The sequence below is a fragment of the Nonomuraea sp. AD125B genome (genome assembly GCF_041402765.1).
Lineage (GTDB): Bacteria > Actinomycetota > Actinomycetes > Streptosporangiales > Streptosporangiaceae > Nonomuraea > Nonomuraea bangladeshensis.
The window spans coordinates 35,402-60,686 of the sequence record NZ_JBGLOU010000001.1 but is presented as its reverse complement, the minus strand read 5'-3'; the positions used below and the strand labels follow the sequence as shown (position 1 = coordinate 60,686).

Genomic DNA, 25,285 nt, shown 5'->3' with positions numbered 1-25,285 from the left:
CCCCCTTGCCGGTTCCGGGACCGCCCGCCACGGCCCGTACCATCGATGACGTGAAGCTCTCCACTGACCACCCCAACCTTTTCGTGCGCGGATTGGCCTCGTTCTGGGCCCCGACCCCACGGTCGATGCGCGCCTGGGCGCTGGCCTCGGTGGTGGCCAACGCGGGCATCACGGTGACCGGCGCCGGCGTGCGCGTGACCGCCTCTGGGCTCGGCTGCCCCACCTGGCCCCGGTGCACACCCGACAGCTTCGTCCCGGTGGCGCACCCCGAGGTGTCGATGCTCAACATGCTCGTCGAGTTCGGCAACCGGCTGCTGACCTTCCTGGTGCTGGCCGTGGGCGCGGCCTGCGTGCTCGCGGCCTGGCGGCTCCTGCCGCGCCGCACGGCGCTGATGCGGCTGGCCCTGCTGCAGCCGGTCGGCGTGCTGGCCCAGGCGCTGTGGGGCGGCCTGGTGGTGCGCAGCGCGCTCAACCCGTTCACCGTGGGCATGCACTACCTGCTGTCCACCGGCCTCATCGCGGCCTGCTGGCTGCTGTATGCCCGCGCGGGCGAGGGCGACGGCCCGGTCAGGTCCGTCGTCCACCGGGACCTGCGCGTCCTCGGTCACGTGCTGCTGGGAGCGGCGTTCGTGCTGCTGGTGGTCGGCGTGGTGGTGAGCGGCACCGGCCCGCACTCGGGCGACGAGATCGCCTCCCGGTTCGACCTCGACATCGAGGCCGTGGCGCGCTTCCACGCCGACGTGGCCTACGTCGTGGTGGGGCTGACGTTCGCGCTGCTGTTCGGGCTGCGCGTGTCGGGGGCGCCCCTGGCGGCCCGGAGGGCGGCGCTCGCGCTGCTCCTGGTGGAGCTGGCGCAGGGCGTGATCGGCTACACCCAGTACTTCCTGGCGGTGCCCGCCGCGCTGGTGCTGCTGCACGTGCTCGGCTCGACCCTGGTCTGGATCGCCGCGCTGCGGGCGGTCACCTCGCTGCGTTCCCGCGATCCGCTGCCCGCCGCTCCCGCCGGCCCCTCCCCCGCCGAAGTGGCCGCCACTGTGTGATCGGTTATGCCAGGGTGTGTGGTGAGATGTCCGCCACTCCCCCAGCCTGGAAGGGGTGCGATATGTGGGGAAAGGTGCACCCCTCCCGGAAGGCGCTGCGGCGCGCGTACCAAGGAGCGGTGCTGCTGAGCGTGCTCGCGCTCGCGCCCATGACCTGGGCCTGGCTGAGCAGCTCGGGTCACCGCGTGACGGCCGAGGGCGCTGGCTGGACGGCCCCGGTGCCGCCGGCGGAGGCGGCGCTGGTGCTCGGCGCCGGCCTGTACGCCGGGCGGCCCTCGCCGATGCTGGCCCGCCGGCTCGACATCGCCGCCGAGCTCTACCACTCCGGCAAGGTGCGGGCGCTGCTGCTGTCCGGCGACAACAGCCGCGAGGAGTACGACGAGCCGACCGCGATGCGCGACTACCTGCGCGCCGAGGGCGTGCCGGACGCGGCGATGGTGCTCGACTACGCCGGCTTCGACACCTGGGACTCGTGCGTACGGGCCAGGCAGGTCTTCGGGGCCCGCAGCGTCACCGTCGTCACCCAGGAGTTCCACGTGCCGCGCGCGGTGACGCTGTGCCGCACGGCCGGGCTGGAGGCGTTCGGGGCGGGCGACGACTCCTCCCGCCGCTGGGCCGGGACCACCTACGTCTACGCCGCCCGCGAGCTGTTCGCCACGGCCAAGGCGTTCGCCGACGCGAAGGTCCTCGACGCCGACCCGGTCTTCCCGGGGCCGCGGGAGACCTCGCTCGCCCGCGCGCTCGCCGAACCGCGCCCCTGACGCCGGTCAGCCGGGCGCGCCCGGCGCGTAGCCGGGCGGGGGCGTGCCGCCCGCGACCGAGCGGGCGTGCGCGGACGGCACGGGGAACTGCCCGCGCGCGGTGCTCATGCACTCCAGCAGCGCCCGCTGCTCCTCGTGGAAGGTCTGCTCGTCCACCATGTGACGGGCCGCCCGCTCGTGCAGCAGCCCCAGCTCGGTGGCCGCGAGCTGGTAGTCGGCCATCGCGCGCAGCCCGCGCTTGCCGCCGTACGCCTTGGCCCACTGCCGGGCCTGGCGGCGGCGGGAGAAGGCCGACAGCATGAAGATGTCGGCCTCGTTGACGAGCTTGGTCGGCTCGTACGCCGGCAGGTAGCGCTGGATCAGCGCCACGATCCGCCGCCGGTCGCGGAACACCACGCCGATGAGCACGACCAGCACCACCAGCAGCGTGAGATAGGCCACCACGAGACCGGGGAAGCCGCCGTAGGAGGCCAGGCCGTTCCACAGGCCGTGCAGGATCATCGCCCCCGACCAGCCGGCCAGGATGAGGAACACCCGCTCGGAGCCGCGCTGGGCGGCGTACGCCACGGCCACGCCGATCATCGAGCTGAACAGCGGATGGGCCAGCGGCGACAGGATGCCGCGCAGCACCACGGTGACCGCGAGGCCCTTGACGCCCGAGGTGGACAGGGCCGCCAGGTAGTAGCTGACGTTCTCGCTCATGGCGAAGCCGAGGCCGACCATGCTGGCGTAGATGACGCCGTCGGTGGGCCCGTCGAGCTCGGCCCGGCGGAACCTGAGCAGGCCCAGCAGCACCAGGCCCTTCATCGTCTCCTCGACCACGGGAGCGCCGAAGGTGGCCGCGATGTTGCGCGCGCTGTCCTGCGACAGCTTGACGGTGTCCATGAAGTAGTGGAGGTTGAGCGAGTTGATCACGCCGGCGACCAGCACCGCGACGCCCGCGCCCCAGGCGAAGGCGAAGATGAGGTTGCTGCGCGGCTCGGGCTCCATGCGGTCGAGCGCGAGCACGGCGGCGAGCAGCAGCGGGACCGGCGCGAGGGCGAGCGCGAGCGCGATGAAGAACTGCACGGGCTCGCCGTTGAGCACGTCGAAGGAGAACGAGATCAGCGCGCAGATGCCGGTCAGGACCAGCCCGATGATCAACGTCGTCGACGGGCGGTCCTTCAACACCCAGCGTGGATCACGGCTCGCCATAGGGTGACCTTAACGGATCAGCGTGTCGGGGCCGGTGCCGGTGAGCCGCCCCGGACACCCACTCCTCACCGTACGGACACGCGGATCCCGACGCCCGGCTCAGGCCAGCAGCGGGTCGATGGCGACGGCGAGGAACAGCAGCGCCAGATAGGCGTTGGACCAGTGGAAGAAACGCATGGGCCGCAGGTCGACACCCGTCTTGCCGGCGTTGAGCCTGGCCAGCAGGCGGTGCACCTCCCACAGGCACATGACGCCCAGCACGGCGGCCACGGCCGGGTAGAACAGCGTGGTGCCCGCGACCGGCCAGAGCGCCAGCGAGCACAGCACGGTCGCCCACGTGTAGGCGATGGACTCCAGGACGACCCGCCGCTCGGTGGCGACCACCGGCAGCATCGGCACCTTGGCCGCCGCGTAGTCCTCCTTGTAGCGCATGGCGAGGGTCCAGGTGTGCGGCGGCGTCCAGAAGAACACGACGCCGAAGAGCACCAGCGGGGCCCAGTCGAGCCGCTCGGTGATGCCCGCCCAGCCGATCATCACCGGCATGCAGCCCGCGATGCCGCCCCAGACGATGTTCTGGGCCGTGCGCCGCTTGAGGATCATCGAGTAGACCAGGACGTAGAACAGGATCGCGGCGAGCGAGAGCACCGCCGCCAGCCAGTTGGTGGTGACCCACAGGCCGGCGGTGGACACGATCCCGAGCACGATCCCGAAGATCAGCGCGCCGCGCGGCGACACCTGGTGCCGGGCGAGCGGGCGCCGGCGGGTGCGGCGCATCTTCTGGTCGATGTCACGGTCGACGTAGCAGTTGAGCGCGTTGGCGCTGCCCGCCGACAGGGTGCCGAACACCATGACGGCGACCGACGTCCACAGGGGCGGCAGGCCGCCGGCCGCGAGGAACATCACCGGCAGCGTCGTGATCAGCAGCAGCTCGATGATCCGCGGTTTGGTGAGCGCGATGTAGGCCTTTACGATCATGCCGATCGAGCGCGGCGCCTCCACCTGCGGAGATCGGGCCGTCGCCTGCCTGTTGGTGAGCACCGTCAAGGCGCTTCCAGCCTGTGCGGGGTCAACGCGTAACCTCTGATTAGAGCGGATCCATGGTGGGCGCCGGTGACGCCTCTGCGAACAAACAAACTGTAGTCGCAGGGACGGCCGGTCCGGCCAATGGGGGGCTTTGCGCCATGCATGGACACGCACGCGTCGATTGGAATTGATCGCCTGCTCCACTCGGTTAGGGTCCCTGTGGGCGGGATAGCCAACCGGCACAGCCAAAACATCGAGAATCCGGAGATCGAGCACTTGAGCAGCGAACTCGTGCCAGCCCTTGAATGGACCGACCTGGACGACCAGGCGGTCGACGTCGTTCGAGCCCTGGCGATGGACGCCGTGGAGAAGGCGGGCTCGGGTCATCCCGGCACCGCCATGAGCCTGGCCCCCGCCGCCTACCTGATGTTCCAGCGTGTGATGCGTCACGACCCGACCGACCCCAACTGGCTGGGTCGCGACCGGTTCGTCCTTTCGTGCGGCCACAGCAGCCTGACGCTCTACATCCAGCTCTACCTTTCCGGCTACGGCCTCACGCTGGACGACCTGCGCCGGCTGCGCCAGTGGGACAGCCTCACCCCCGGCCACCCCGAGCACGGCCACACGGCCGGCGTCGAGACCACGACGGGCCCGCTGGGCCAGGGCCTCGGCAACGCGGTCGGCATGGCGATGGCGGCCCGGCGCGAGCGCGGCCTGTTCGACCCCGACGCCGAGGCCGGCGCCTCGCCGTTCGACCACCACATCTGGTGCTTCGTCAGCGACGGCGACATCGAGGAGGGCATCAGCCACGAGGCCAGCGCCATCGCCGGCCACCAGAAGCTGGGCAACCTCATCGTGGTGTGGGACGACAACCACATCTCCATCGAGGACGACACGCTGATCGCGAAGTCCGAGGACGTCGTCAAGCGCTACGAGGCCTACGGCTGGCACACCGAGAGCGTCGACTGGACCTCGGGCGACGACTACCACGAGGACGTCCAGGCGCTCTACGACGCGCTGGAGGCGGCGAAGGCGGAGACCGGCCGGCCGTCGTTCATCCGGCTGCGCACGATCATCGGCTGGCCCGCGCCCAACAAGCGCAACACCGGCAAGATCCACGGCTCGGCGCTGGGCGAGGCCGAGGTGGCCGCCACCAAGCAGGTGCTGGGCATGGACCCGGCCAAGACCTTCGACGTGCCGGACGCGGTGCTCGCGCACGCCCGCGAGGTGGTCCAGCGCGGCCGCGCCACCCGGTCCGAGTGGGACAAGCGTTACGCCGAATGGCGGCTGGCCAACGCCGAGCGCGCCGCCGAGCTCGACCGGATCTCGCACCGCGAGCTGCCGGCCGGCTGGGCCGCGGCGCTGCCGTCGTTCGAGCAGGGCGGCTCGATGGCCACCCGCAAGGCCAGCGGCGAGGTGCTCAGCGCGCTCGCGCCGGTGCTGCCGGAGCTGTGGGGCGGCTCGGCCGACCTCGCCGAGTCCAACAACACCACGATGAAGGGCGAGCCGTCCTTCATCCCGGAGGAATACCAGACCAAGGAGTTCCCCGGGAACCGCTACGGCCGCACGCTGCACTTCGGCATCCGCGAGCACGCGATGGGCGCCATTCTCAACGGCATCGCGCTGCACGGCGGCACCCGCCCCTACGGCGGCACGTTCCTGGTCTTCTCCGACTACATGCGCCCGTCGGTGCGCCTGGCCGCGCTGATGAAGCTGCCGGTCATCTACATCTGGACGCACGACTCCATCGGCCTCGGCGAGGACGGCCCCACCCACCAGCCGATCGAGCACCTGTGGTCGCTGCGCGCGATCCCCGGCCTCGACGTGGTGCGCCCGGCCGACGCCAACGAGACGGCCTACGCCTGGAAGGCCGTGCTGGAGCACAAGGACCGGCCCGCCGCCCTCGCGCTCACCCGCCAGAACCTGCCGGTCTTCGACGGCACCAGCGCCGACGGCGTGGCCCGCGGCGGCTACGTCCTGCGCGAGGCCTCCGACGGCCAGCCCCGGGTGATCCTCATCGCCACCGGCAGCGAGGTCGAGCTGGCCGTACGCGGCCGCGAGCTGCTGGAGGAGCAGGGCATTCCCACGCGAGTGGTGTCCATGCCGTGTGTCGAGTGGTTCAACGGGCAGGATTCCGCCTACAGGCAGACCGTCCTGCCGTCGTCGATCAAGGCTCGGGTCGCGGTCGAGGCCGGCATCGCCCTCGGCTGGCACGAGTACGTCGGCGAGTGCGGCGAGGTGGTCAGCCTCGAACACTTCGGCGCGTCGGCCCCGTACAAGACTCTGTACGAGCAGTTCGGGCTGACGGCGGAGCGCGTCGCGGCGGCGGCCAGGGCGAGCCTGGCGAAGCTGGGTCAGGACAAGGGCGAGACGACGGGAAACTGAGACAAGACGATGAGCGAGATCCTCAACAAGCTGTCCGGCCAGGGCGTTGCCATCTGGCTCGACGACATCAGCCGTGAGCGCCTGCGCAGCGGCAATCTGGAGCAGCTGATCCGCGAGAAGAACGTCGTCGGGGTCACGTCCAACCCGACGATCTTCGCGGGCGCGCTCAGCAAGGGCGACGCCTACGACGCGCAGCTGCACGACCTGGCCGTGCGCGGCGTCACCGTCGAGGAGGCGGTGCGCGCGATCACGACCTACGACATCCGCTGGGCGGCCGACGTCCTGCGCCCGGTCTTCGACGCCACCGGCGGCGTGGACGGCCGGGTGTCGCTGGAGGTCGACCCGCGCCTGGCGCACGAGAGCGACAAGACGGTGGCCGAGGCCCGCGCCCTGTGGTGGATGGTCGACCGGCCCAACCTCATGATCAAGATCCCGGCGACCATGGCGGGCCTGCCGGCGATCACCCAGGCGATCTCCGAGGGCATCAGCGTCAACGTCACGCTGATCTTCTCGCTGGAGCGCTACCGCAAGGTCATGGACGCCTGGCTGGCCGGCCTGGAGGCCGCGCAGGCCAAGGGTCTCGACCTGGCCTCCATCGAGTCGGTGGCTTCGTTCTTCGTCAGCCGCGTCGACAGCGAGATCGACAAGCGCCTCGACCAGCTCGGCAAGCCGGAGCTGAAGGGCAAGGCGGGCGTGGCCAACGCGCGGCTGGCGTACGCGGCGTACGAAGAGGTCATGAACTCCGAGCGCTGGCAGCGCCTGCGCTCGGCCGGCGCCCGCCCGCAGCGCCCGCTGTGGGCCTCGACCGGCGTCAAGAACCCCGACTACAGCGACACGCTCTACGTGGACCAGCTGGTCGCCCCCGGCACCGTCAACACGATGCCGGAGAAGACGCTCGACGCGAGCGCCGACCACGCCGACATCACCGGTGACACCGTCCGCCCCTTCTACGAGCAGGCCTGGAACACCATGGCCGCGCTCAAGGACGCCGGCGTCGACTACGACGACGTGGTGCGCCTGCTGGAGGAGGAGGGCGTGCAGAAGTTCGAGGCGTCCTGGAACGAGCTTCTGGAGAGCGTCAGCAAGAACCTGGTTCCGTGATGGAGGTGCACTACCGCGAGGAGGGGGTGGCCGAGGCCGCCTCCTCCGTCGCGGGGCGCCTCGTCGCCGACGGCGTGCCGGCCCGGCTCGCCGCCGGCGACCCCACGCTGTGGGACGAGGACGCCGAGGGGGAGACGGAGGGCGGGCGGCCCTTCCGCGTCCCCCGCGAGCTGCTCGCCGAGCTGGACGCGGTGTCGGCGCGGCTGCGCGCCGCCGTCGAGCCCGGCGGGGAGGGGCCGCATGTCGTGCTGATCGCCGCGGGCTGCGCCGCGCCGGCCGCCGAGGCGATCTGCGACACGGCCGACGTGCCGCTCACCGTGCTCGACACCGCCGACCCCGGCCAGGTGCGCCGGGCGCTGGCCGACCGCCCGGAGTCCACGGTGGTGGTCGCCGCCGCTGATACCGCCGAGGGCGACGCCTGCCTGCGCCTGTACGAGGAGCTGTTCGAACGGGCGGGCCTCGCGCCCGCCGGGCGCGTGGTGGCGGTGGCGAACCCCGGCACGCCGCTGGCCGAGCACGCCCGCGAGCGCGGCTACGCCGTCGTGCCGGCCGGCGAGGGCGGCGCGCTGTCGGCCGCCACGCTGCTGCCGGCCGCGCTGGCGGGCGCCGACGTGGCCCGGCTGCTCGACGACGCCGAGGAGGTGGCCCCCCTGCTGTCGCGCGACGTCGGCAACCCCGGCCTCGACCTCGGCGCGGCGCTCGGCGGCGCGGCGCTCGCCGGGCGCGACAAGCTGCTGCTGGAGGACCGGCTCTCCCCCATCGCCGGACTGCCCGACTGGGTCGAGGCGCTCGTCACCGCGGCGACCGGCAAGCAGGGCCGCGGCATCCTGCCGGTCGTCGGCGCCGACCCGCTGCCCGCCGCGGACGAGCTGGTCGTCGGCCTCGACACCGACCTCGGCGACGTCCGCGTGGACGGGCGGCTCGGCGCGCAGTTCCTGGTCTGGGAGTACGCCACCGCCGTGGCCGCGCTGCTGCTGGGCGTGGACCCCGACGACCGGCCCGAGACGGCCGAGCAGGAACGCCAGGCCGCCGCCCTGCTCACCCTGCCCGACCTGCCCACCGGTGCGCTCGCGCTGACGGACGGCCCGGTCGAGGTGTACGGCGCGACCGGCGCCAAGGACCTGCGGGGCCTGTTCGCCGAGCTGCTGCACGCCGTCCCCCCAGACGGCTACCTGGCGGTGACGGCCTACCTCGACCGCCTGGCGGCCTTCGACGCTCCGGTGCTGGAAGGCGCCGACTTCGAGCAGATGACCGACGCCTGGATGATGGCCGACCCGGCCACGCTGCGGGCGCTGCTGGCGCTGCGTACCGACCGTCCGGTGACGTTCGGGTGGGGGCCGCGCTACCTGCACGGCGCGGGGCAGTATCACAAGGGCGGGCCCAGGAACGGGGTGTTCCTGCAGATCACCGGGGCAGTGGCCGACGACGTCGCGGTTCCCGGCCGGTCCCGCACCACGCTGGGCCGCCTTCAGCTCGCCCAGGCACTCGGCGACCTGGAGGCGCTGGAGACGCGGGGGCGGCCCGCCGTACGCCTGCATTTGACCGACCGCGCGGCGGGTGTCGCGCACCTGCTCGCAGCCGCACAGGAGGTTTGAGATGACAGAGCCTGCAGCACCCATGGAGGAGTCCGTGACCGTGGCGGCGGCCGTCGCGGGCACCGCCACCACGATCGAGGCCGCCGCCGCCAACCCGCTGCGCGACCCCCGCGACAAGCGGCTGCCGCGGGTGGCGGGGCCCTGCGTGATGGTGTTGTTCGGCGTGACGGGCGACCTGGCCAAGCGCAAGCTGTTGCCGGCGATCTACGACCTGGGCAACCGGGGGCTGCTGCCGCCCGGTTTCTCGCTGGTCGGCTTCGCCCGGCGCGATTGGAAGGACCAGGATTTCGCCCAGCTGACGCACGACGCCGTCAAGGCGCACGCCCGGACGCCGTTCCGGGAGGAGGTCTGGAAGCAGCTGCTCGAAGGCATCCACTTCGTCCCGGGTGAGTTCTCCGACGACGGCGCCTTCGACGCCCTCGCGATGGCGCTGAACGAGATCGACCAGACCCGCGGCACCGGCGGCAACTACGCCTTCTACCTGTCGGTTCCGCCCAAGTTCTTTCCCGTCGTGGTCGAGCAGCTCAAGCGGACCGGTCTCTCCGACGCGCCCGAGGGGTCGTGGCGGCGGGTGGTCATCGAGAAGCCGTTCGGGCACGACCTGCAGTCGGCGCACGAGCTGAACGAGATCACCACCTCGGCCTTCCCGGAGAGCTCGATCTTCAGGATCGACCACTACCTGGGCAAGGAGACCGTCCAGAACATCATGGCGCTGAGGTTCGCCAACAACCTCTACGAGCCGATCTGGAACCGCGGCTTCGTCGACCACGTGCAGATCACGATGGCCGAGGACATCGGCATCGGCGGGCGCGCCGGCTACTACGACGGCATCGGCGCGGCCCGCGACGTGATCCAGAACCACCTGCTCCAGCTCCTCGCGCTGGTGGCGATGGAGGACCCGACCTCGTTCGACGCCTCCGCCCTGCGCAGGGAGAAGGAGAAGGTGCTGCGGGCGGTGCGGCTGCCCGCCGACCTCAAGGCCTACACCGCGCGCGGCCAGTACTCCGCGGGCTGGCAGGGCGGCCAGAAGGTCGTCGGCTACCTGCAGGAGGAGGGCATCTCCGCCGAGTCGACCACCGAGACCTACGCCGCGATCAAGCTGGAGATCGCCAACAGGCGCTGGGCGGGGGTGCCGTTCTACCTGCGCACCGGCAAGCGGCTGGGCCGCCGGGTGACCGAGGTCGCCGTGGTGTTCCAGCGCGCGCCGCACCTGCCGTTCAGCAAGACCGACACCGAGATCCTCGGCCAGAACGCCCTCGTCGTACGGGTCCAGCCGGACGAGGGCATCACGGTCCGCTTCGGCTCCAAGGTGCCGGGGACGGCCATGGAGGTGCGCGACGTGTCCATGGACTTCGCCTACGGCGAGTCGTTCCTGGAGTCGTCGCCGGAGGCGTACGAACGGCTGCTGCTCGACGTGATGATCGGCGACCCGCCGCTGTTCCCGCACCAGCGGGAGGTGGAGCTGTCCTGGACGATCCTCGACCCGATCGAGGAGTTCTGGGCCACGCAGGGCCAGCCCGAGCCCTACGAGTCGGGCTCGTGGGGCCCTCAGTCGGCCGACGCGATGATGGCCCGTGACGGCCGGGTGTGGAGGAGACTCTAGATGACGACGTTCATGCTGTCGGACACGACGGCGGGCAAGATCTCCGCGCAGTTCACGCATCTGCGCCACCAGATGGGCGCCCCCGCCATCGGCATGGTGCTGACGCTGGTGGTGGTCTGCGAGGAGCGGCACCAGTACGACGCGCTGCGCGCCGCCACCGAGGCGGCCCGCGAGCACCCCTCGCGCATCATCGTGCTCATCACCCGCGAGCCGGACGAGCCGATCAGGCTCGACGCCGAGCTGCGCATCGGCGAGAACACCCCGGGCGAGGTGGTCGTGCTGCGCCTGTACGGTGAGCTGACCCACCACGCCGACTCGGTGGTCAGCCCGCTGCTGCTGCCGGACACGCCGGTGGTGGTGTGGTGGCCGGGCAGGGCGCCCGAGTCGCCCTCCAAGGACCCGATCGGCGCGCTGGCGCAGCGCCGCATCACCGACGCCAAGGGCTTCGACGGCGGCGGCGTGCAGTCGCTGGTGACCCGGGCCAGGGGGTACGCCCCCGGCGACACCGACCTGTCGTGGGCCCGGCTGACGCCGTGGCGGAGCCTGCTGGCGGCGGCGTTCGACCAGCCGGTGGCCAAGGTGCGCAAGGGCGTGGTGGAGGCCGCGGCCGGGCACCCGAGCGCGCCGCTGCTGGCCGCGTGGCTGTCGGAGCGGCTGGGCGCGACGATCAAGGTGACCGACTCCGACGGGCCGGGGCTGACCGCGGTGCGGCTGCAGACCGGCGACGGCGAGCTGGCCGTGGTGCGCGCCGACGCCCGCCTGGCCACGCTCTCCCGTCCCGGCCAGCCCGACAGGAACGTCGCCCTGGCCCGGCGCACCACCTCGGAGCTGATGTCCGAGGAGCTGCGCAGGCTGGACAGCGACGAGATCTACGAGGCCGCGGTCAAGCGGTTCGCGCGGACGTACAAGGGATGACACGAGAGACCGTGACCACGAGACAGGCGTCTGTGAGCGCCCCCGCCATCGTCGTCCACCGCAACGCCGACGTCCTGGCCAAAGCGGTGGCGGCGCGGATCATCACCCGCCTGGTCGACGCGCAGTCGGCCAAGGGCTCGGCCTCGCTGGTGCTCACCGGCGGGACGGTGGGCATCGCCACGCTGGCCGCGATCGCCGCCACGCCGGCCCGCGACGCGGTCGACTGGCGGCGGCTGGACATCTGGTGGGGCGACGAGCGCTTCCTGCCGTCGGGCGACAAGGAGCGCAACGAGACCGGCGCCCGCGAGGCCCTGCTCGACCACGTGGACGTGGACCCCGCGCGGGTGCACGTGATGCGCGGCCCCGACTCGGGCATGACGGCGGAGGAGTCCGCCGAGTCCTACGCCGCCGAGCTGCGCGCCGCCGCCCGGCCGGAGGACCACGGGCCGGTGCCCGGGTTCGACGTGATGCTGCTCGGCATGGGGCCCGACGCGCACGTGGCGTCGCTGTTCCCCGGCCTGCCCGCCCTGTACGACACCCGCCCCGTGGTGGCCGTGCACGGCTCGCCCAAGCCCCCGCCCACCCGGATCTCGCTGACGCTGCCGGCCATCCAGGCGGCCCGCGAGGTGTGGGTGGTCGCGGCCGGCGAGGAGAAGGCCGGGGCGGTCCACCTGGCCCTGTCGGAGTCCGGGCCCGTCCAGGTCCCGGCGGCCGGGGCGCGCGGGCGGCAGCGGACGCTGTTCCTGCTCGACCGGGCGGCGGCCGGGAAGATCCCGCCGGGGCTGGGCCGCCTGGCCTCCCCCTGACGCGCGCTCAGCCGGCCCTACCATCCATTGGGCCATCCATCGGGCCATCCATTGGGCCCTCCGTAGGGCCGGTCAGCGCGTCGATCTCGGCGAGGAGCGCCCGCTTGCGCTCCTCCGCCAGGTACGACGCCCGCACCCCGTTCGCCGCCAGCTCCGCCAGCTCGGCGCGGCCGAGGCCGAACACCCGGGCGGCGACCTGATACTCCTCGGCCAGCGTGGTCGCGAACATCGGCGGGTCGTCGCTGTTCAGCGTCACGTACAGCCCTTCCTCCAGCATCCGGGGCAGCGGATGGTCCTCGATGCGGGCGATCTGCCCGGTGCGGAGGTTGGAGGTGGGGCAGACGTCCAGCGGCAGCCGGGTCTCGCGCAGGTGCGCCACCAGGCGGGGGTCGGCGAGGCAGTTGATGCCGTGGCCGATCCGCTCGGCGCCGTAGCCCTCGATGACCTCCCAGATCGTCTCGGGCCCGCTCATCTCGCCGCCGTGCGGGACGCTGTGCAGCCCGGCGGCGCGGGCGGCGGTGAACGCGTTCCGGTAGGCGTCGCGGTACTTGGGACGTTCCTGCTCGATGCCGCCGATGCCGAAACCTACCAAGGCGGCGGGAGGTTCCTGGAGGGCGTGGTCGAGGGTGACCCTGGCGGCCTCCTCGCCGTACTCGCCGGGGATGTCGAAGATGTAGGCGATCTCCACGCCGTGCTCGGCGGCGGCGCGGCGGGCGGCGAGGTCCAGCGCCTCGGTGACCGCGCGCATCGGGAGGCCGACGACGTGGTGGGCGTACGGGGTGACCTGCAGCTCCGCGTACCGGCCGCCCTGGGGGGCGAGGTCGCGGGCCAGCCCGAGCACGAGCGTGGCGATGTCCTCCGGCTCGCGGACGAGCTGGTTGACCGCCCCGTAGACGCGGGCGAAGTGCGGGAAGTCGCGGAAGGTGTAGAAGCGGCGCAGCTCCTCCTCCTCGCGCGGGACCTCGGTGGCGCCGGTGTGGCGGCGGGCCAGCTCCAGGACAGTGGGCACCGAGGCGGAGCCGACCAGGTGGACGTGCAGCTCGACCTTGGGGAGCGCGGCGATGAACGCGTCGAGCGCGGGGCCGGGAGTGGTCTCTGTCGTGGTCATGGCGATGACCTTAAGCGCGGCGATTCGCGTCAGGGTAGGGAAATCAGGCGAATCTGACGTAGATATGTGAGTTTTCTGCTGGGCTAGGGTGAGGGCGTGGTGAACGCCGACGCCTACGACCGCGGGTTCGCCCGGCTGAGCCGGCACGCCGTCGCGCCCCTTCTCGCCCGCTCCCGGAGCGCGCGGCGGCTGCTCGACGTGGGCTGCGGCAGCGGGGTGGTCACGGAGGCGGCGCTCGCCCTGGGGGCCGTGGTGACCGCCGTCGACGCCGACCCGGCCATGGTGGAGCTGACCGCGCGACGCTTCCCCGGCGCGGCCGTCCGGCGGGCCACGCTGCCCGAGCTGCCGTTCGGCGACGGGGAGTTCGACGCCGTCGCGGGGAATTTCGTCATCAACCACGTGCCCGACACCGGCGCGGCGCTGCGCGAGCTGCGCCGCGTGCTGCGTCCCGGCGGGACGCTCGCCCTGAGCTGGTGGGCGGCCGGGGAGATGACCGCCACCGCCGTCCTCGCCGACGCCATGGAGGCGGCAGGCCTTTCGTCCGAGGCGCCTCCCCGGCCCTTCGCCGCCGACGCCGGCCCAGAATGGTTCGCGGCGCTGCTGGCGGAGACGGGGTTCGCGGGCGCGGAGGTGGAGAGCGTGCGCTGGCGGCACCGGGTGGACCTCGACGCCTGGTGGACGGACGTCGTGGGGGCGGGCGGGGCCAGGTTCGGAGCGATCGGGCGGCAGCCGCCGGAGGTGGCCGGCCGGGTCCGGGCGCACTACGAGCGGCTGGCGGCGCCGTACGCGCGTGACGGCTTCCCGGTCCGCGCCCACATCGCCCACGCCCGCCGTCCCTGAGCCGCGAGCTCATCGACGCAGCCGCCACGCACGCACGCGCGACGGCTTCCCGGTCCGCGCCCGCCGACCTTGAGCCGCGGGCTCACTGATCCAGCCGGCGACGGGCGTGGCGCTCCTCCCGTCGCGCGACCTCCAGCCGGTGCTCGCTGTCGTCCAGCCTGCGGCGGGCCTTGGCGAGCTTGCGCTCCAGCCGTTCGACCTTGGCCGCGCGGTCGTCGAAGTCCCGCTGGGCGCTCTCCAGGGCCTCCTGCCACTCCCGGTGCGCGGCCTCCGCCTCGGCCCGCTCCCTGGCCTTCCTGGCCTCTTCCTCCTCGCGGGCACGGGCCGCGGCGGCCTCTTCCTCCTCACGGGCGCGAGCCGCGGCGGCCTCGTCCTCGGGCGCGGCTCTCCTCTTCCCGCCCGCCCGCCGACCCGGCTCGGGCGCGGGCTTCTTCTTCCCGCCCGCCGGCGCACCCGGACCGGGCTCCGGCCGCGTCTTCTTGGCCGGCCGTTCACGGGGCGTGGGCGCGGGGGCGAAGCCGCTGTAGGCGAGGGGCCTGGCGAGCCGGCCTCGGCGTACCTGCTCGGCGGCGTCCGCGTCCACGACGGCGGCGTCCAGGGTCTGCTCCACCTCGGCGGCGCCGGAGGCCGACAGCTCGCTTTCCTGCCTCACCAGCCGGCCGAGGCGGCCGGTGACCTCGCCGCGGCGCCGGATCAGCTCGGCGAGCGCGTCGGGGTCCTGCTCCTGCCAGGCGGCGCGCAGCCGCTCCCCCACCTCCAGGAGCTCGGCCACCTCGCCGGGGTGCTCGCGGGCGACCCGGTTGACGGCCGCCGCCGACACCGTGGGCTTGCGCAGCTTCGCTATCTCGCGGGCGAGCCGGGCCTCGCCCGCGTCCTTGGCCGCGCGGGCTTCGGCCGTACGCGCGGCGGTGAACTCCGGCGGCGGGAGCGCGTACAGGCGGTCCGCCACCTCGTCAAGATCCACACAGGACAAATACCCCACACGGCGGGTTTTCTAGCGCATAGTGGAGGCAGCCCCCCAGCCGAACGGAGGCCCCCGGTGTTCGAACGCTTCACCGACCGAGCGCGCAGGGTCGTCGTCCTCGCTCAGGAGGAGGCGCGGACGATGAACCACGGCTACATCGGCACGGAACACATCCTGCTGGGCCTCATCGCCGAGGGCGAGGGACTGGCCGCGCTGGTCCTGGAGAGCAGCGGGGTGGAGCAGGACCGCGTACGCGCGTTCGTCGAGCGCGAGACGGAGCACGACGGCAGGCCGCCGAGCGGGCACATCCCGTTCACCCCAGGCGCCAAGAAGGTGCTGGAGCTGTCGCTGCGCGAGGCGCTGCAGCTGCGCCACAACTACATCGGGACCGAGCACATCCTGCTCGGGCTGATCAGGGAGGGCGAGGGCCTGGCCGCCCAGGCACTCGTGGACGCCGGCGCGGACCTGGCCGGGCTGCGCCAGCGCCTGCTCGACCGCGTCGGGCGGGGCTCCAGGGAGCGCGCTTCGGAGATGTTCTTCGCCGGCACCGGCTCGCTGAACGAACGGCTCGCCCAGATCCAGGAGAGCCTGGAGCGCATCGAACGCCACCTCGGCATCCACCCGCGCGCCGGCACCCCGGACGAGCGCGCGGGCGAGGGCGGGGTCGAGGGCGAGGAGGGCGTCGGCTGACCCGCTGTCAGACCGCCGCCATCGCGCCGACCGGCAGCCGCGCCTCCACCACGCCGGGGTCCTCGGTGTAGCCGAGCGTGGCGCCCAGCGACACCAGCAGCCGGCGCATCCGCGTGTTGTCGGACAGCATGGTCGCCCTGACCTCGGCGTACCCCAGGTCGCGGGCCGCGCGCACCAGCATCCGCGCCATGGCCACGCCCAGACCGCGCCCCTGCCAGCGGTCCTCGACGAGGAAGGCCATCTCGGCGATGCCGGGGTCCGGCGTGAACATCAGGTTGGCCATCGCCACGACCTGCCCGTCGTGCCCCGCGACCAGCGAGTGCCCTCGGTTCTTGTCGCACAGCCGGTCGAACATCTGGGGCGGCAGCGTGGGCATGGCGGTGAAGTAGCGGAACCTGCGCGACTCCGGCGAGCACCTGTCGTGCAGGTCGCGTACGGCCTCGCGGTAGATGGAGGTGAGCGGGCGCACCGTGACCTCGACGCCGTCGGACAGCTTGACCCCGCGTTCGGCGCCCATCTGGTCGGCGGCGGGCTGGGCGAGCCGGGCGAGGGCGGCGGCCCTGGCGGCCTCGGTCAGCGTGAACGGGAGCTCGGCGCGGCGCAGCCGGACCGCGCGCTTGGCGGCGACGGGCACGACGAGCCTGGTCGGGTCTGGAAGATCACTCACGGCTTCACCATAGATCCAGCGGGCGTCGTCGGCGCGCAGCAGCTCCGCGAGCAGCTCGGGGAGCCGCCACGGCATCGTACGCAGCCGGGAGGCCAGCAGGAGCACGCGGGTGGGCTCGTCGGTCAGCTCGTGGGCCGTGGCCGGGACCACCTGCACCTCACGGCCGCCGGCTGCCTCAAGAGCCTCGCGCACGGCCTCGGGGCCGGCGGGGATGTCGGCGACGAACTCGTCAACGGTGCCGCCGGTGTCCGACTGGACGCTGAGTCCGAGAATGTTGCCGCCCCTCTCGGCCAGGGCCGAGGCGAGGGAGGCCAGCCGCCCGGGCCGCTCGTCCACCGTGGTGCGGATGCGCAAGAATCCCATGCGTTGAGCATGCCTTGACGGTGTTACACGTCCGCTAACGACGTGTTTCATCGCGAAATGAGCCCATTTATCCCGATAAGGCCCCCAGCGCGGGGCTTCCGCCAAACCCCTCGCGCCGACCAACTCGCGGTGGGACCCTCTCGGTGGGACCCTTCGGTGGGACCCTTCGGTGGGACCCTTCGGTGGGACCCTCTCGGTGGGGCGGCCCGCGTCGGAGGCGGCGACCCCGCCTCACCCGACTCGGCCCCGTCCGACCCGGCCCCGTCCGACCCGGCCCCGCCCGACCCGGCCCCGCCCGACCCAGCCTCAGCCGACCCGGCCCCGCCTGACCCAGCCACCCCATCAGACCCCGGCTACCTGGAGTGCCTTCTCGGGCACCTCAGGCTCGTTGAGGATCCATCACGAATTTCGTTGCGAGATGCGGCACAGTGTCCGGATATAGCAGGATAAGGGGGCATGAGCGTGCGTGTTCCCTTGTCGTCCGAGTTCGTGAACGGCGACGTGTCCTTCTGGTACCGGTCCATGGGCGTCCCCGCCCCCGGCCCCCGTCTCGACGGCGATCTCGATGCCGACGTGGCGATCGTCGGCGCCGGCTACACGGGCCTGTGGACCGCGTACTATCTCAAACGCGCCCGCCCGTCCCTCCGCGTGGTCGTGCTGGAGCAGGAGTTCGCCGGCTTCGGCGCCTCCGGCCGCAACGGCGGCTGGCTGACCGGCGACCTGGCCGGCTCCCACGAACGCTACGGCGAGGGCGCCCGCCGCCTGCAGCGCGAGATGTACACCTCCATCGACGAGGTCATCGCCGTCTGCGAGAAGGAGGGCATCGACTGCGACCTGGTCAAGGGCGGCGTGCTGAACGTGGCCCGCACGCCCGCCCAGGCCTCCCGGCTGCGCGAGAGCGTCGAGTCGGCCCGCCCCTGGGGCATCGGCGAGGACGACCTGCGCCTGGTGAACCCCGACGACCACCTGCGGGTCGCCGGCGCCGTCGAGGGCTCGTGGAGCCCGCACTGCGCCCGCATCCAGCCCGCCAAGCTCGCCCAGGGCCTGGCCAGGGTGGTCAGGGACCTCGGCGTGCCCATCTACGAGCGCACGCCGGTCACCGAGATCGTCCCGCACCGCGCGGTCACCCCGTACGGCACCGTGACCGCCGGCCACGTCATCCGCGCCACGGAGGGCTTCACCTCCCGCCTGCGCGGCCTGCGCCGCCAGTGGCTGCCGATGAACAGCTCCATGATCGTCACCGAGCCCCTGCCGCAGTCGTTCTGGGACGAGGTCGGCTGGCGCGGCGCGGAGCTGCTCGGCGACATGGCGCACTACTACATGTACGCCCAGCGCACCGCCGACGACCGCATCGCCTTCGGCGGCCGGGGCCGCCCCTACCTGTACGGCTCCCGCATCGACGCCCGCGGCCACACCCACGAGTGGACGGTCGAGGCGCTGTGGAGCCTGCTGACCGAGTTCTTCCCCGCCGCCCGCTCCTCCTCGGTCGCCCACGCCTGGTCGGGCGTGCTCGGCGTGCCGCGCGACTGGTGCTCGACCGTCCACGTGGACCCCTCCACCGGCCTCGGCTGGGCGGGCGGCTACACCGGCCACGGCGTCACCACCACGAACCTGGCCGGCCGGACGCTGCGCGACCTCGTGCTCGGCGAGGAGACCGAGCTCACGTCCCTGCCATGGGTGGGCCGCAGGGTCCGCGCGTGGGAGCCCGAGCCGCTGCGCTGGATCGGCGTGCACGCGATGTACCGGCTGTACCGGGTGGCCGACGAGCGCGAGCGCACGATGCCCCGCACCTCGGTCCTGGCCCGCTTCGCCGACCTCATCACAGGGCACTGAACCGTAAAGATCACGAAGGAGACTAGATGGACATCCTCTTCCGCGGCGGCCGCGTCTTCACGCCGGACGGCGTACGGGAGACGGCCGTGCTGGTGTCCGGCGGCCGGATCGCCGCCGTGGGCGCGGAGGGGGAGCTGGCCCGCCGCGCGCCGTCGCACGAGACGGTCGACCTGGCCGGCGGCCTGCTGACGCCGGGATTCACCGACGCCCACATCCACCCGGTCCAGGCGGGCCTGGAGCGCGCGAAGTGCGACCTGTCGGAGGTCTACGGCCTGGACGCCTACCTCGCCGCGATCGACGCCTACGCCCGCCGCCACCCGGACAAGGAGTGGATCGACGGCGGCGGCTGGGACATGTCCGCCTTCCCCGGCGGCCTCCCCCACCGTTCCCAGCTCGACCACCTGGACCGGCCGGTCTACCTGATCCAGCGCGACCACCACGCCGCCTGGGTCAACGGCCGGGCCCTGGAGCGCGCCGGCATCACCAGGGACACCCCCGACCCGGCCGACGGCCGCATCGAGCGCGACCCCGACGGGACCCCGTCGGGCGTCCTGCACGAGGGCGCGATGGACCTCGTCGGCCTGCTCACCCCGCGGCCCACCCCGCGCGACCTGGACGCGGCGCTGGACGACGCCCAGCGGCACCTGTTCTCGCTGGGCGTCACGGGCTGGCAGGACGCCATCGTGGGCTCGTACGCGGGCTCCGACGACCAGTTGCCCACCTACCTGTCCGCGGCCCGCCAGGGACGGCTCAGGGCCCGCGTGGCGGGTGCCCTGTGGTGGGACAGGACCCGCGGCGCGGAGCAGATCGACGAGCTGGTGGCGCGCCGGGCCGAGGCGGAGGGCCTGGACCGGTTCCGGGCCGGCTCGGTCAAGATCATGCAGGACGGCATCACGGAGAACTTCACGGCCGCGACGCTGGAGCCGTACTGCCTGTGCGGCGGCACCGGCCTGTCGTACGTGGACCCCGCCAAGCTCCGCGAGTACGTCGCCGAGCTGGACCGGCTCGGTTTCCAGGTGCACTTCCACGCGATCGGCGAGCGCGCGGTCCGCGAGGCGCTGGACAGCTTCGAGGGCACCGACCCGGCCAACCGTCACCACATCGCGCACCTGCAGATCATCGAGCCGTCGGACGTGCCGCGCTTCGCGGCGCTCGGCGTCACGGCCAACCTCCAGCCGCTGTGGGCCACCCATCACGCCCAGATGGACGAGCTGACGCTGCCGTACCTGGGCGAGCCACGCTCGTCGTGGCAGTACCCCTTCAAGGACCTGCTGGAGCACGGCACCCGCCTGTGCGCGGGCAGCGACTGGCCGGTGTCGGACGCCGACCCGATCCAGGGCATGCACGTGGCGGTCAACCGCACCGAGCCCGGCGGCTCGGTGCACGCGGGCTATCCGACGGCGCGCACGCCGTTCCTGCCGGGCCAGCGGCTCGACCTGGCCACGGCGATGGCCGCCTACACCTCGGGCTCGGCCTGGATCAACCGCTCCCCCGCCGGCCTGGTCGAGCCCGGCCGCCCGGCGGACCTGGTGGTGCTGGACCGCGACCCGTTCGCGCTGCCGCCCGAGGAGATCTGGACCACCCGCGTGCGGATGACGTTCGTCGACGGCGAGCCGGTCCACCAGTAGGGGCCCCGGACACGCGCGAACCCCCGCCCTCACGGGCGGGGGTTCGTCGTGACGCCGGTCTTACCAGGGGGACTTGTTGGCGCGCAGGCGCTCCAGTGCTTCCTCCAGGATCGCCTTGCCGTCCTTGTCGCTCCTGCGCTCCTTCACGTAAGCGAGGTGCGTCTTGTACGGCTCGTTCCTCGGCGGGGCAGGGGGGTTCGACTCGTCCTGTCCGGCAGGGAGGCCGCAACGGGGGCAGTCCCACAGCTCGGGGACGGCCGCGTCACTGGCGAAACTGGGGCGCGTCTCGTGCATGTTGGCGCACCAGAACGAGACCCGCACTCTCGGAGCTGCCTCGCCGCGCTCGGCCTCCCCCATAGGGCCGGCGCCGACTCGGCTGCCACGGATCGCGTTGCCACTACCCACGGATGAACTCCTCGCTCGATCGCCCCGCGCGCGAACACGGGGGGAGAATCACTGTCACGCGTTGAACTTGTTGCTCAGGGCTTCACAAGCAGCCCGAGAGCGATGATGCAGACGAACCAGATGGTGCCCGTGATCACGGTCAGCCGGTCGAGGTTGCGCTCCACCACGGAGGAACCGCCGAAGTTCGACGAGAAACCGCCGCCGAACATGTCAGACAGGCCACCACCCTTGCCCTTGTGAAGCAGGACGAGCAGGATCATGAGAAGGCTCGCCAGGATGAGGGCGATGGAGATTCCGAGTTCCACGGTATGCCTGTTCCTTCAATGCTCTGTTACGCGTGACGATTCAAACTTGCCTTCTGAGGGTACGACGTACTGTCAAGTCGCACCCCCCGAACGGCTCAGTCAGCCAGGCATGTCGGAGAATCGGCAGATCTTGGCGAACTCCCCGGCGTCGATGCTGGCACCGCCCACGAGCGCGCCATCGACATCCGGTTGCGCCATGATTCCTGCGACATTTCCTGACTTGACCGATCCTCCGTAAAGGATACGGACCGCCGAGGCCACTTCGGCGTCGTAGAGCTCAGCGAGTCTGATTCGCAATGCTCCGCACACCTCCTGGGCGTCGTCGGGGGTGGCCACCTCGCCGGTGCCGATCGCCCACACCGGTTCGTAGGCCACCACTATCGATTTTGCCTGCTCGGCCGAGATCTTGCGCAGAGCGCCGTCGAGTTGGCCGAGACTGTGCGCGATGTGACCGCCCTCTTGGCGCACCGCCAGGCCCTCCCCCACGCACAGGATGGGCGTGAGCGAGTGCCGGTAGGCCGCCTGCACCTTGGCGTTGACGACGTCGTCGTCCTCGCCGTGGTACTGGCGCCGCTCTGAGTGGCCGATGACGACGTAGGTGCAGCCCAGCTTGGCCAGCATGGGGCCGGACACCTCGCCGGTGTAGGCGCCGCCGTCGTGCGCGGAGAGGTCCTGGGCGCCGTAGACGATCCTGAGCTTGTCGCCGTCGACCAGGGTCTGGACGCTGCGCAGGTCGGTGAACGGCGGCAGGACGGCGACCTCGGTGCGGTCGAAGTCCTTGTCGTTGAGAGCGAAGGCCAGCTTCTGGACCAGCGCGATGGCCTCAAGGTGGTTGAGGTTCATCTTCCAGTTGCCCGCCATGAGCGGCTTGCGCTGCGACACCTACTCCTCCAGAGCGGCGAGTCCGGGAAGGGTCTTCCCCTCAAGATATTCGAGACTGGCGCCGCCACCTGTGGAGATGTGCGAGAAGCCGTCCTCGGGGAGGCCGAGCCTGCGCACGGCGGCCGCGGAGTCGCCGCCGCCCACCACGGTGAAGGCGCCGGAGGCGATGAGCGCCTCGGCCACGGCCCTGGTGCCGCCGGAGAACGCGTCGAACTCGAACACGCCCATCGGGCCGTTCCAGAAGACGGTCTTGGCGTCGGCCAGCTTGGCGGCGAACAGCTCGCGGGTCTTCGGCCCGATGTCGAGCCCCTCGCGGTCGGCCGGGATCGCGGTCGCCTCGACCGCCTCGTGCTCGGCGTCGGCGGCGAACTCGGTGGCGGCCAGCACGTCGACCGGCAGCACGAGCTCCACGCCGCGCTCGGCGGCCTCGGCGAGGAAGCCGCGCACCTGGTCGAGCTGGTCCTCCTGGAGCAGCGACTTCCCGACCTCGTGGCCCTGGGCCTTGAGGAAGGTGTAGGCCATGCCGCCGCCGATGAGCAGCCGGTCGACCTTGGTGAGCAGGTTGGCGATGACGCCGAGCTTGTCGGAGACCTTGGCCCCGCCCAGCACCACGACGTACGGGCGCTCGGGCTGCTCGGTGAGCTTGCGCAGCACCTCGACCTCGGCCGTGATCAGCCCGCCCGCCGCGTGCGGCAGGATCCGCGGCACGTCGTAGACGCTGGCGTGCTTGCGGTGCACCGCGCCGAAGCCGTCGCCCACGTAGAGCTCGGCGAGGCCGGCCAGCTTCTCGGCGAACGCGCCGCGCGCGGCGTCGTCCTTGGAGTCCTCGCCCGGCTCGAAGCGCAGGTTCTCCAGCAGCGCCACCTGGCCGTCCTGGAGCGCCTCGACCGTCGCGCGGGCGCTGTCGCCCACCACGTCGGTGGCGAAGGCGACGTCCTGGCCCAGCAGCTCGCCCAGGCGGGCGGCGACGGGACGCAGGGAGTACTTCGGGTTGACCTGGCCCTTGGGCCTGCCCAGATGGGCGCAGACCACGACCCTGGCGCCGCGGCCGGCCAGCGCCTTGATCGTCGGCACCGACGCGCGGATGCGGCCGTCGTCGGTGATCGTCTCCCCGTCGAGGGGGACGTTGAGGTCGGCGCGCACCAGCACGCGCCGCCCCTTCACGTCGAGATCGTCGAGCGTGCGCATGCTCTCATGCTCCTGTTCCCGCGGGGCGCGCGCGGCGCGCGCCCCGGCACATGGTCGTGGCCGGCCGGGGCCGGCGGGGTCAGCCGGGTCAGAGACCGCGGCCGACCAGCTCGATCAGGTCGACGAGGCGGTTGGAGTAGCCCCACTCGTTGTCGTACCAGCCGACGACCTTGACCTGGTTGCCGATGACCTTGGTGAGGCCGGCGTCGAAGATGCAGGAGGCCGGGTCGGTGACGATGTCGGAGGAGACGATCTGGTCCTCGGTGTAGGTGAGGATGCCCTTGAGCGGGCCGTCGGCGGCGGCCTTGACCGCGGCGTTGACCTCGTCGACCGTGACGTCGCGGCCGACCTCGACGGTGAGGTCGGTGGCCGAGCCGGTGGGGATCGGCACGCGCATCGCGAAGCCGTCGAGCTTGCCCTTGAGCTCCGGCAGCACCAGGCCGATGGCCTTGGCGGCGCCGGTGGAGGTGGGCACCACGTTGAGGGCGGCGGCGCGGGCGCGGCGCAGGTCCTTGTGCGGGCCGTCCTGCAGGTTCTGGTCCTGCGTGTAGGCGTGGATGGTGGTCATCAGACCCTTCTCGATGGTGAAGGTGTCGTGGATGACCTTGGCCATCGGCGCCAGGCAGTTGGTGGTGCAGGACGCGTTGGAGACGATCGTGTGCTTGGCCGGGTCGTAGGAGGAGTCGTTGACGCCCATGACGATGGTGACGTCCTCGTTCTTCGCCGGAGCGGAGATGATGACCTTCTTCGCGCCGTTGTCGGCGTGCGCCCTGGCCTTGTTGGCGTCGGTGAACAGGCCGGTGGACTCGAGGACGACGTCCACGCCGAGGTCGCCCCAGGGCAGCTTGGCCGGGTCGCGCTCCTCGAAGACCTTGATCGCCTTGCCGTCGACGGTGATCTCGTCGCTGGTGGCCTTCACCTCGTAGGGCAGGCGGCCCAGGATGCTGTCGTACTTCAGAAGGTGGGCGAGCGTCGCATTGTCGGTCAGGTCGTTGACCGCGACGATCTCGATGTCCTTGCCGCTGGCGGCGACAGCGCGCCAGAAGTTGCGGCCGATGCGGCCGAAGCCGTTGACGCCTACGCGGATGCTCACGCGATCTCCTCGAACAGATGGCGGGCTGAAACCTCAGCCACGAAGCCTATCGGACCTAAATTGGTTTAGACCACTGCGACCCCCGCCCTGCGCATGCGGGTGCTACACACACTTTTTGCGACCTTCGAGTAAAGTGCCCGACTCATTAGAGTAAATTCGTGCATTCTCTGGGGGCTGAGATGTCACATAACCGGTCGGGTCTACTTCCCGGACTAGTGCTGGGCCTGGTGGCGGCGCTCGTCGCCGCCGCCGCGCTGGGGGCGGCCGTGCTGTTCCAGAACCGCCTGCCCGCCGGCGTCACGTCGTTCGGCAACGGGCACCCCCTCTCGCTGGTCTCGTCCCTGCTGGTCGCGCTCCTGGTCGCGCTGGGGGCCGGCGCGACACGCCCGCGCGCCCTGACGCTGATCCCCGTGTCCGCGCTGTACGCCGGGGCCGCCATGGCCGCCGGGCAGGTGCTCGGCTCCTCGATCATGACCGGCGCCGCCCTCCGCACCCCGCCCGCTGAACACGTCACGGTGTCGGACATCACATGGGACAACTTCACCGCCGGCCTCCCGTACGCGCCCAACCTCTACCGTGACCCGATCGCGGAGACCTGGGCCGCCTGGCTCTACCTCGCCGTCGCCGCGCTGGCCGCCCTCCTGCTGGTCACCGTGCGCGTGCTCGGCGTCCGCCGCGCCCAGCGCCGGACGGAGTCCGAGGCGGAGAGCCAGGAGGAGTCGGAGTACCGCGCCCCCTTCGAACCCGCCCCCCCCCCCCCCCCCCCCCCCCCCACCGACACCGACACCGACACCGACACCGACACCGACACCGACACCGACACCGACACCGACACCGACACCGACGACAGCATCGGCGGCAGCAGCAGCGCCGACAACAGCAGCATCGTCATCGGC

General features: G+C 72.1%; 23 protein-coding genes. 13 read left to right on the top strand and 10 right to left on the bottom strand.

Annotated elements, in window-relative coordinates:
• The first annotated feature begins 50 nt into the window (after nucleotides 1–50).
• Nucleotides 51–1,040, top strand: coding sequence for a heme A synthase (locus tag ACBR40_RS00270; RefSeq protein ID WP_371246949.1), 990 nt, complete (start codon nucleotides 51–53; stop codon nucleotides 1,038–1,040).
• 62 nt (nucleotides 1,041–1,102) lie between these two features.
• Nucleotides 1,103–1,801 carry a vancomycin high temperature exclusion protein gene (locus tag ACBR40_RS00265; protein ID WP_371246948.1) on the top strand — a complete coding sequence of 233 codons (699 nt, stop codon included), beginning with the start codon at nucleotides 1,103–1,105 and terminating at the stop codon, nucleotides 1,799–1,801.
• Between the two features lie 6 nt (nucleotides 1,802–1,807).
• On the opposite strand, the gene ACBR40_RS00260 is transcribed toward ACBR40_RS00265, so the two are convergent.
• Nucleotides 1,808–2,995, bottom strand: coding sequence for a PrsW family intramembrane metalloprotease (locus ACBR40_RS00260; RefSeq protein ID WP_344215787.1), 1,188 nt, complete (start codon nucleotides 2,993–2,995; stop codon nucleotides 1,808–1,810).
• A 99-nt stretch (nucleotides 2,996–3,094) separates the two neighbouring features.
• Entirely contained in the window at nucleotides 3,095–4,039 is a 945-nt protein-coding gene (locus ACBR40_RS00255) for a heme o synthase (RefSeq protein ID WP_371246947.1), read from the bottom strand.
• 270 nt (nucleotides 4,040–4,309) lie between these two features.
• Here ACBR40_RS00255 and tkt point away from each other — a divergent pair, with 270 nt between their 5' ends.
• From tkt to pgl, 6 genes are read left to right on the top strand one after another with little or no spacing between them, the layout of a single operon-like run.
• Entirely contained in the window at nucleotides 4,310–6,403 is a 2,094-nt protein-coding gene (gene tkt, locus ACBR40_RS00250; protein ID WP_344215791.1) for a transketolase, read from the top strand.
• Between the two features lie 9 nt (nucleotides 6,404–6,412).
• A complete protein-coding gene (gene tal / locus ACBR40_RS00245) occupies nucleotides 6,413–7,504 on the top strand; it encodes a transaldolase (RefSeq protein ID WP_344215793.1) in 1,092 nt (363 codons plus the stop codon).
• Complete coding sequence (locus ACBR40_RS00240; protein ID WP_371247566.1) at nucleotides 7,504–9,099, top strand: glucose-6-phosphate isomerase; 1,596 nt, start codon at nucleotides 7,504–7,506, stop codon at nucleotides 9,097–9,099. The genes tal and ACBR40_RS00240 overlap by 1 nt, the downstream gene beginning before the upstream one ends.
• Before the next feature lie 22 nt (nucleotides 9,100–9,121).
• Nucleotides 9,122–10,702 (top strand): glucose-6-phosphate dehydrogenase, encoded by a 1,581-nt coding sequence (gene zwf, locus ACBR40_RS00235; RefSeq protein WP_371247565.1) that lies wholly within the window; start codon nucleotides 9,122–9,124, stop codon nucleotides 10,700–10,702.
• Complete coding sequence (locus ACBR40_RS00230) at nucleotides 10,703–11,617, top strand: glucose-6-phosphate dehydrogenase assembly protein OpcA (RefSeq protein WP_364453093.1); 915 nt, start codon at nucleotides 10,703–10,705, stop codon at nucleotides 11,615–11,617.
• Between the two features lie 32 nt (nucleotides 11,618–11,649).
• Nucleotides 11,650–12,423: a 6-phosphogluconolactonase gene (gene pgl, locus ACBR40_RS00225; protein WP_344215799.1), complete on the top strand. Its 774-nt coding sequence runs from the start codon at nucleotides 11,650–11,652 to the stop codon at nucleotides 12,421–12,423.
• Between the two features lie 7 nt (nucleotides 12,424–12,430).
• On the opposite strand, the gene add is transcribed toward pgl, so the two are convergent.
• Complete coding sequence (gene add, locus ACBR40_RS00220) at nucleotides 12,431–13,531, bottom strand: adenosine deaminase (protein ID WP_371246946.1); 1,101 nt, start codon at nucleotides 13,529–13,531, stop codon at nucleotides 12,431–12,433.
• 96 nt (nucleotides 13,532–13,627) lie between these two features.
• On the opposite strand from add, the gene ACBR40_RS00215 reads away from it, so the two are divergent.
• Nucleotides 13,628–14,371, top strand: coding sequence for a class I SAM-dependent methyltransferase (locus ACBR40_RS00215; protein ID WP_371246945.1), 744 nt, complete (start codon nucleotides 13,628–13,630; stop codon nucleotides 14,369–14,371).
• A gap of 82 nt (nucleotides 14,372–14,453) precedes the next feature.
• Here the strand turns inward: ACBR40_RS00215 and ACBR40_RS00210 are convergent, their stop codons facing one another.
• Nucleotides 14,454–15,335 (bottom strand): hypothetical protein, encoded by an 882-nt coding sequence (locus tag ACBR40_RS00210; RefSeq protein WP_371246944.1) that lies wholly within the window; start codon nucleotides 15,333–15,335, stop codon nucleotides 14,454–14,456.
• Nucleotides 15,336–15,410: 75 nt separating this feature from the next.
• On the opposite strand from ACBR40_RS00210, the gene ACBR40_RS00205 reads away from it, so the two are divergent.
• Complete coding sequence (locus ACBR40_RS00205) at nucleotides 15,411–16,025, top strand: Clp protease N-terminal domain-containing protein (protein WP_371246943.1); 615 nt, start codon at nucleotides 15,411–15,413, stop codon at nucleotides 16,023–16,025.
• A gap of 7 nt (nucleotides 16,026–16,032) precedes the next feature.
• On the opposite strand, the gene ACBR40_RS00200 is transcribed toward ACBR40_RS00205, so the two are convergent.
• A complete protein-coding gene (locus ACBR40_RS00200) occupies nucleotides 16,033–17,055 on the bottom strand; it encodes a GNAT family N-acetyltransferase (RefSeq protein ID WP_371246942.1) in 1,023 nt (340 codons plus the stop codon).
• Nucleotides 17,056–17,511: 456 nt separating this feature from the next.
• Here ACBR40_RS00200 and ACBR40_RS00195 point away from each other — a divergent pair, with 456 nt between their 5' ends.
• Together ACBR40_RS00195 and ACBR40_RS00190 are read left to right on the top strand one after the other, a co-directional pair.
• Nucleotides 17,512–18,888 carry an FAD-dependent oxidoreductase gene (locus tag ACBR40_RS00195; RefSeq protein ID WP_344215809.1) on the top strand — a complete coding sequence of 459 codons (1,377 nt, stop codon included), beginning with the start codon at nucleotides 17,512–17,514 and terminating at the stop codon, nucleotides 18,886–18,888.
• 26 nt (nucleotides 18,889–18,914) lie between these two features.
• Nucleotides 18,915–20,516, top strand: a complete 1,602-nt coding sequence (locus ACBR40_RS00190) for an amidohydrolase (RefSeq protein ID WP_344215811.1) — start codon at nucleotides 18,915–18,917, stop codon at nucleotides 20,514–20,516.
• A 60-nt stretch (nucleotides 20,517–20,576) separates the two neighbouring features.
• On the opposite strand, the gene ACBR40_RS00185 is transcribed toward ACBR40_RS00190, so the two are convergent.
• The 5 genes from ACBR40_RS00185 to gap all read right to left on the bottom strand — a co-directional run bounded on the left by ACBR40_RS00185 (nucleotide 20,577) and on the right by gap (nucleotide 24,389).
• Nucleotides 20,577–20,921: an RNA polymerase-binding protein RbpA gene (locus ACBR40_RS00185; RefSeq protein WP_084685755.1), complete on the bottom strand. Its 345-nt coding sequence runs from the start codon at nucleotides 20,919–20,921 to the stop codon at nucleotides 20,577–20,579.
• A 74-nt stretch (nucleotides 20,922–20,995) separates the two neighbouring features.
• Nucleotides 20,996–21,226 carry a preprotein translocase subunit SecG gene (secG, locus tag ACBR40_RS00180; protein WP_020544771.1) on the bottom strand — a complete coding sequence of 77 codons (231 nt, stop codon included), beginning with the start codon at nucleotides 21,224–21,226 and terminating at the stop codon, nucleotides 20,996–20,998.
• Nucleotides 21,227–21,325: 99 nt separating this feature from the next.
• Nucleotides 21,326–22,108 carry a triose-phosphate isomerase gene (gene tpiA / locus ACBR40_RS00175; protein ID WP_091087234.1) on the bottom strand — a complete coding sequence of 261 codons (783 nt, stop codon included), beginning with the start codon at nucleotides 22,106–22,108 and terminating at the stop codon, nucleotides 21,326–21,328.
• Nucleotides 22,109–23,296, bottom strand: a complete 1,188-nt coding sequence (pgk, locus tag ACBR40_RS00170; protein WP_364453115.1) for a phosphoglycerate kinase — start codon at nucleotides 23,294–23,296, stop codon at nucleotides 22,109–22,111. It abuts the gene before it with no gap.
• Nucleotides 23,297–23,384: 88 nt separating this feature from the next.
• Nucleotides 23,385–24,389: a type I glyceraldehyde-3-phosphate dehydrogenase gene (gene gap, locus ACBR40_RS00165; RefSeq protein WP_344215818.1), complete on the bottom strand. Its 1,005-nt coding sequence runs from the start codon at nucleotides 24,387–24,389 to the stop codon at nucleotides 23,385–23,387.
• A gap of 215 nt (nucleotides 24,390–24,604) precedes the next feature.
• Between gap and ACBR40_RS00160 the strand changes: the two genes are divergently transcribed.
• The coding region (locus ACBR40_RS00160) for a hypothetical protein (protein WP_371246941.1) at nucleotides 24,605–25,285 on the top strand (681 nt) is incomplete at its 3' end.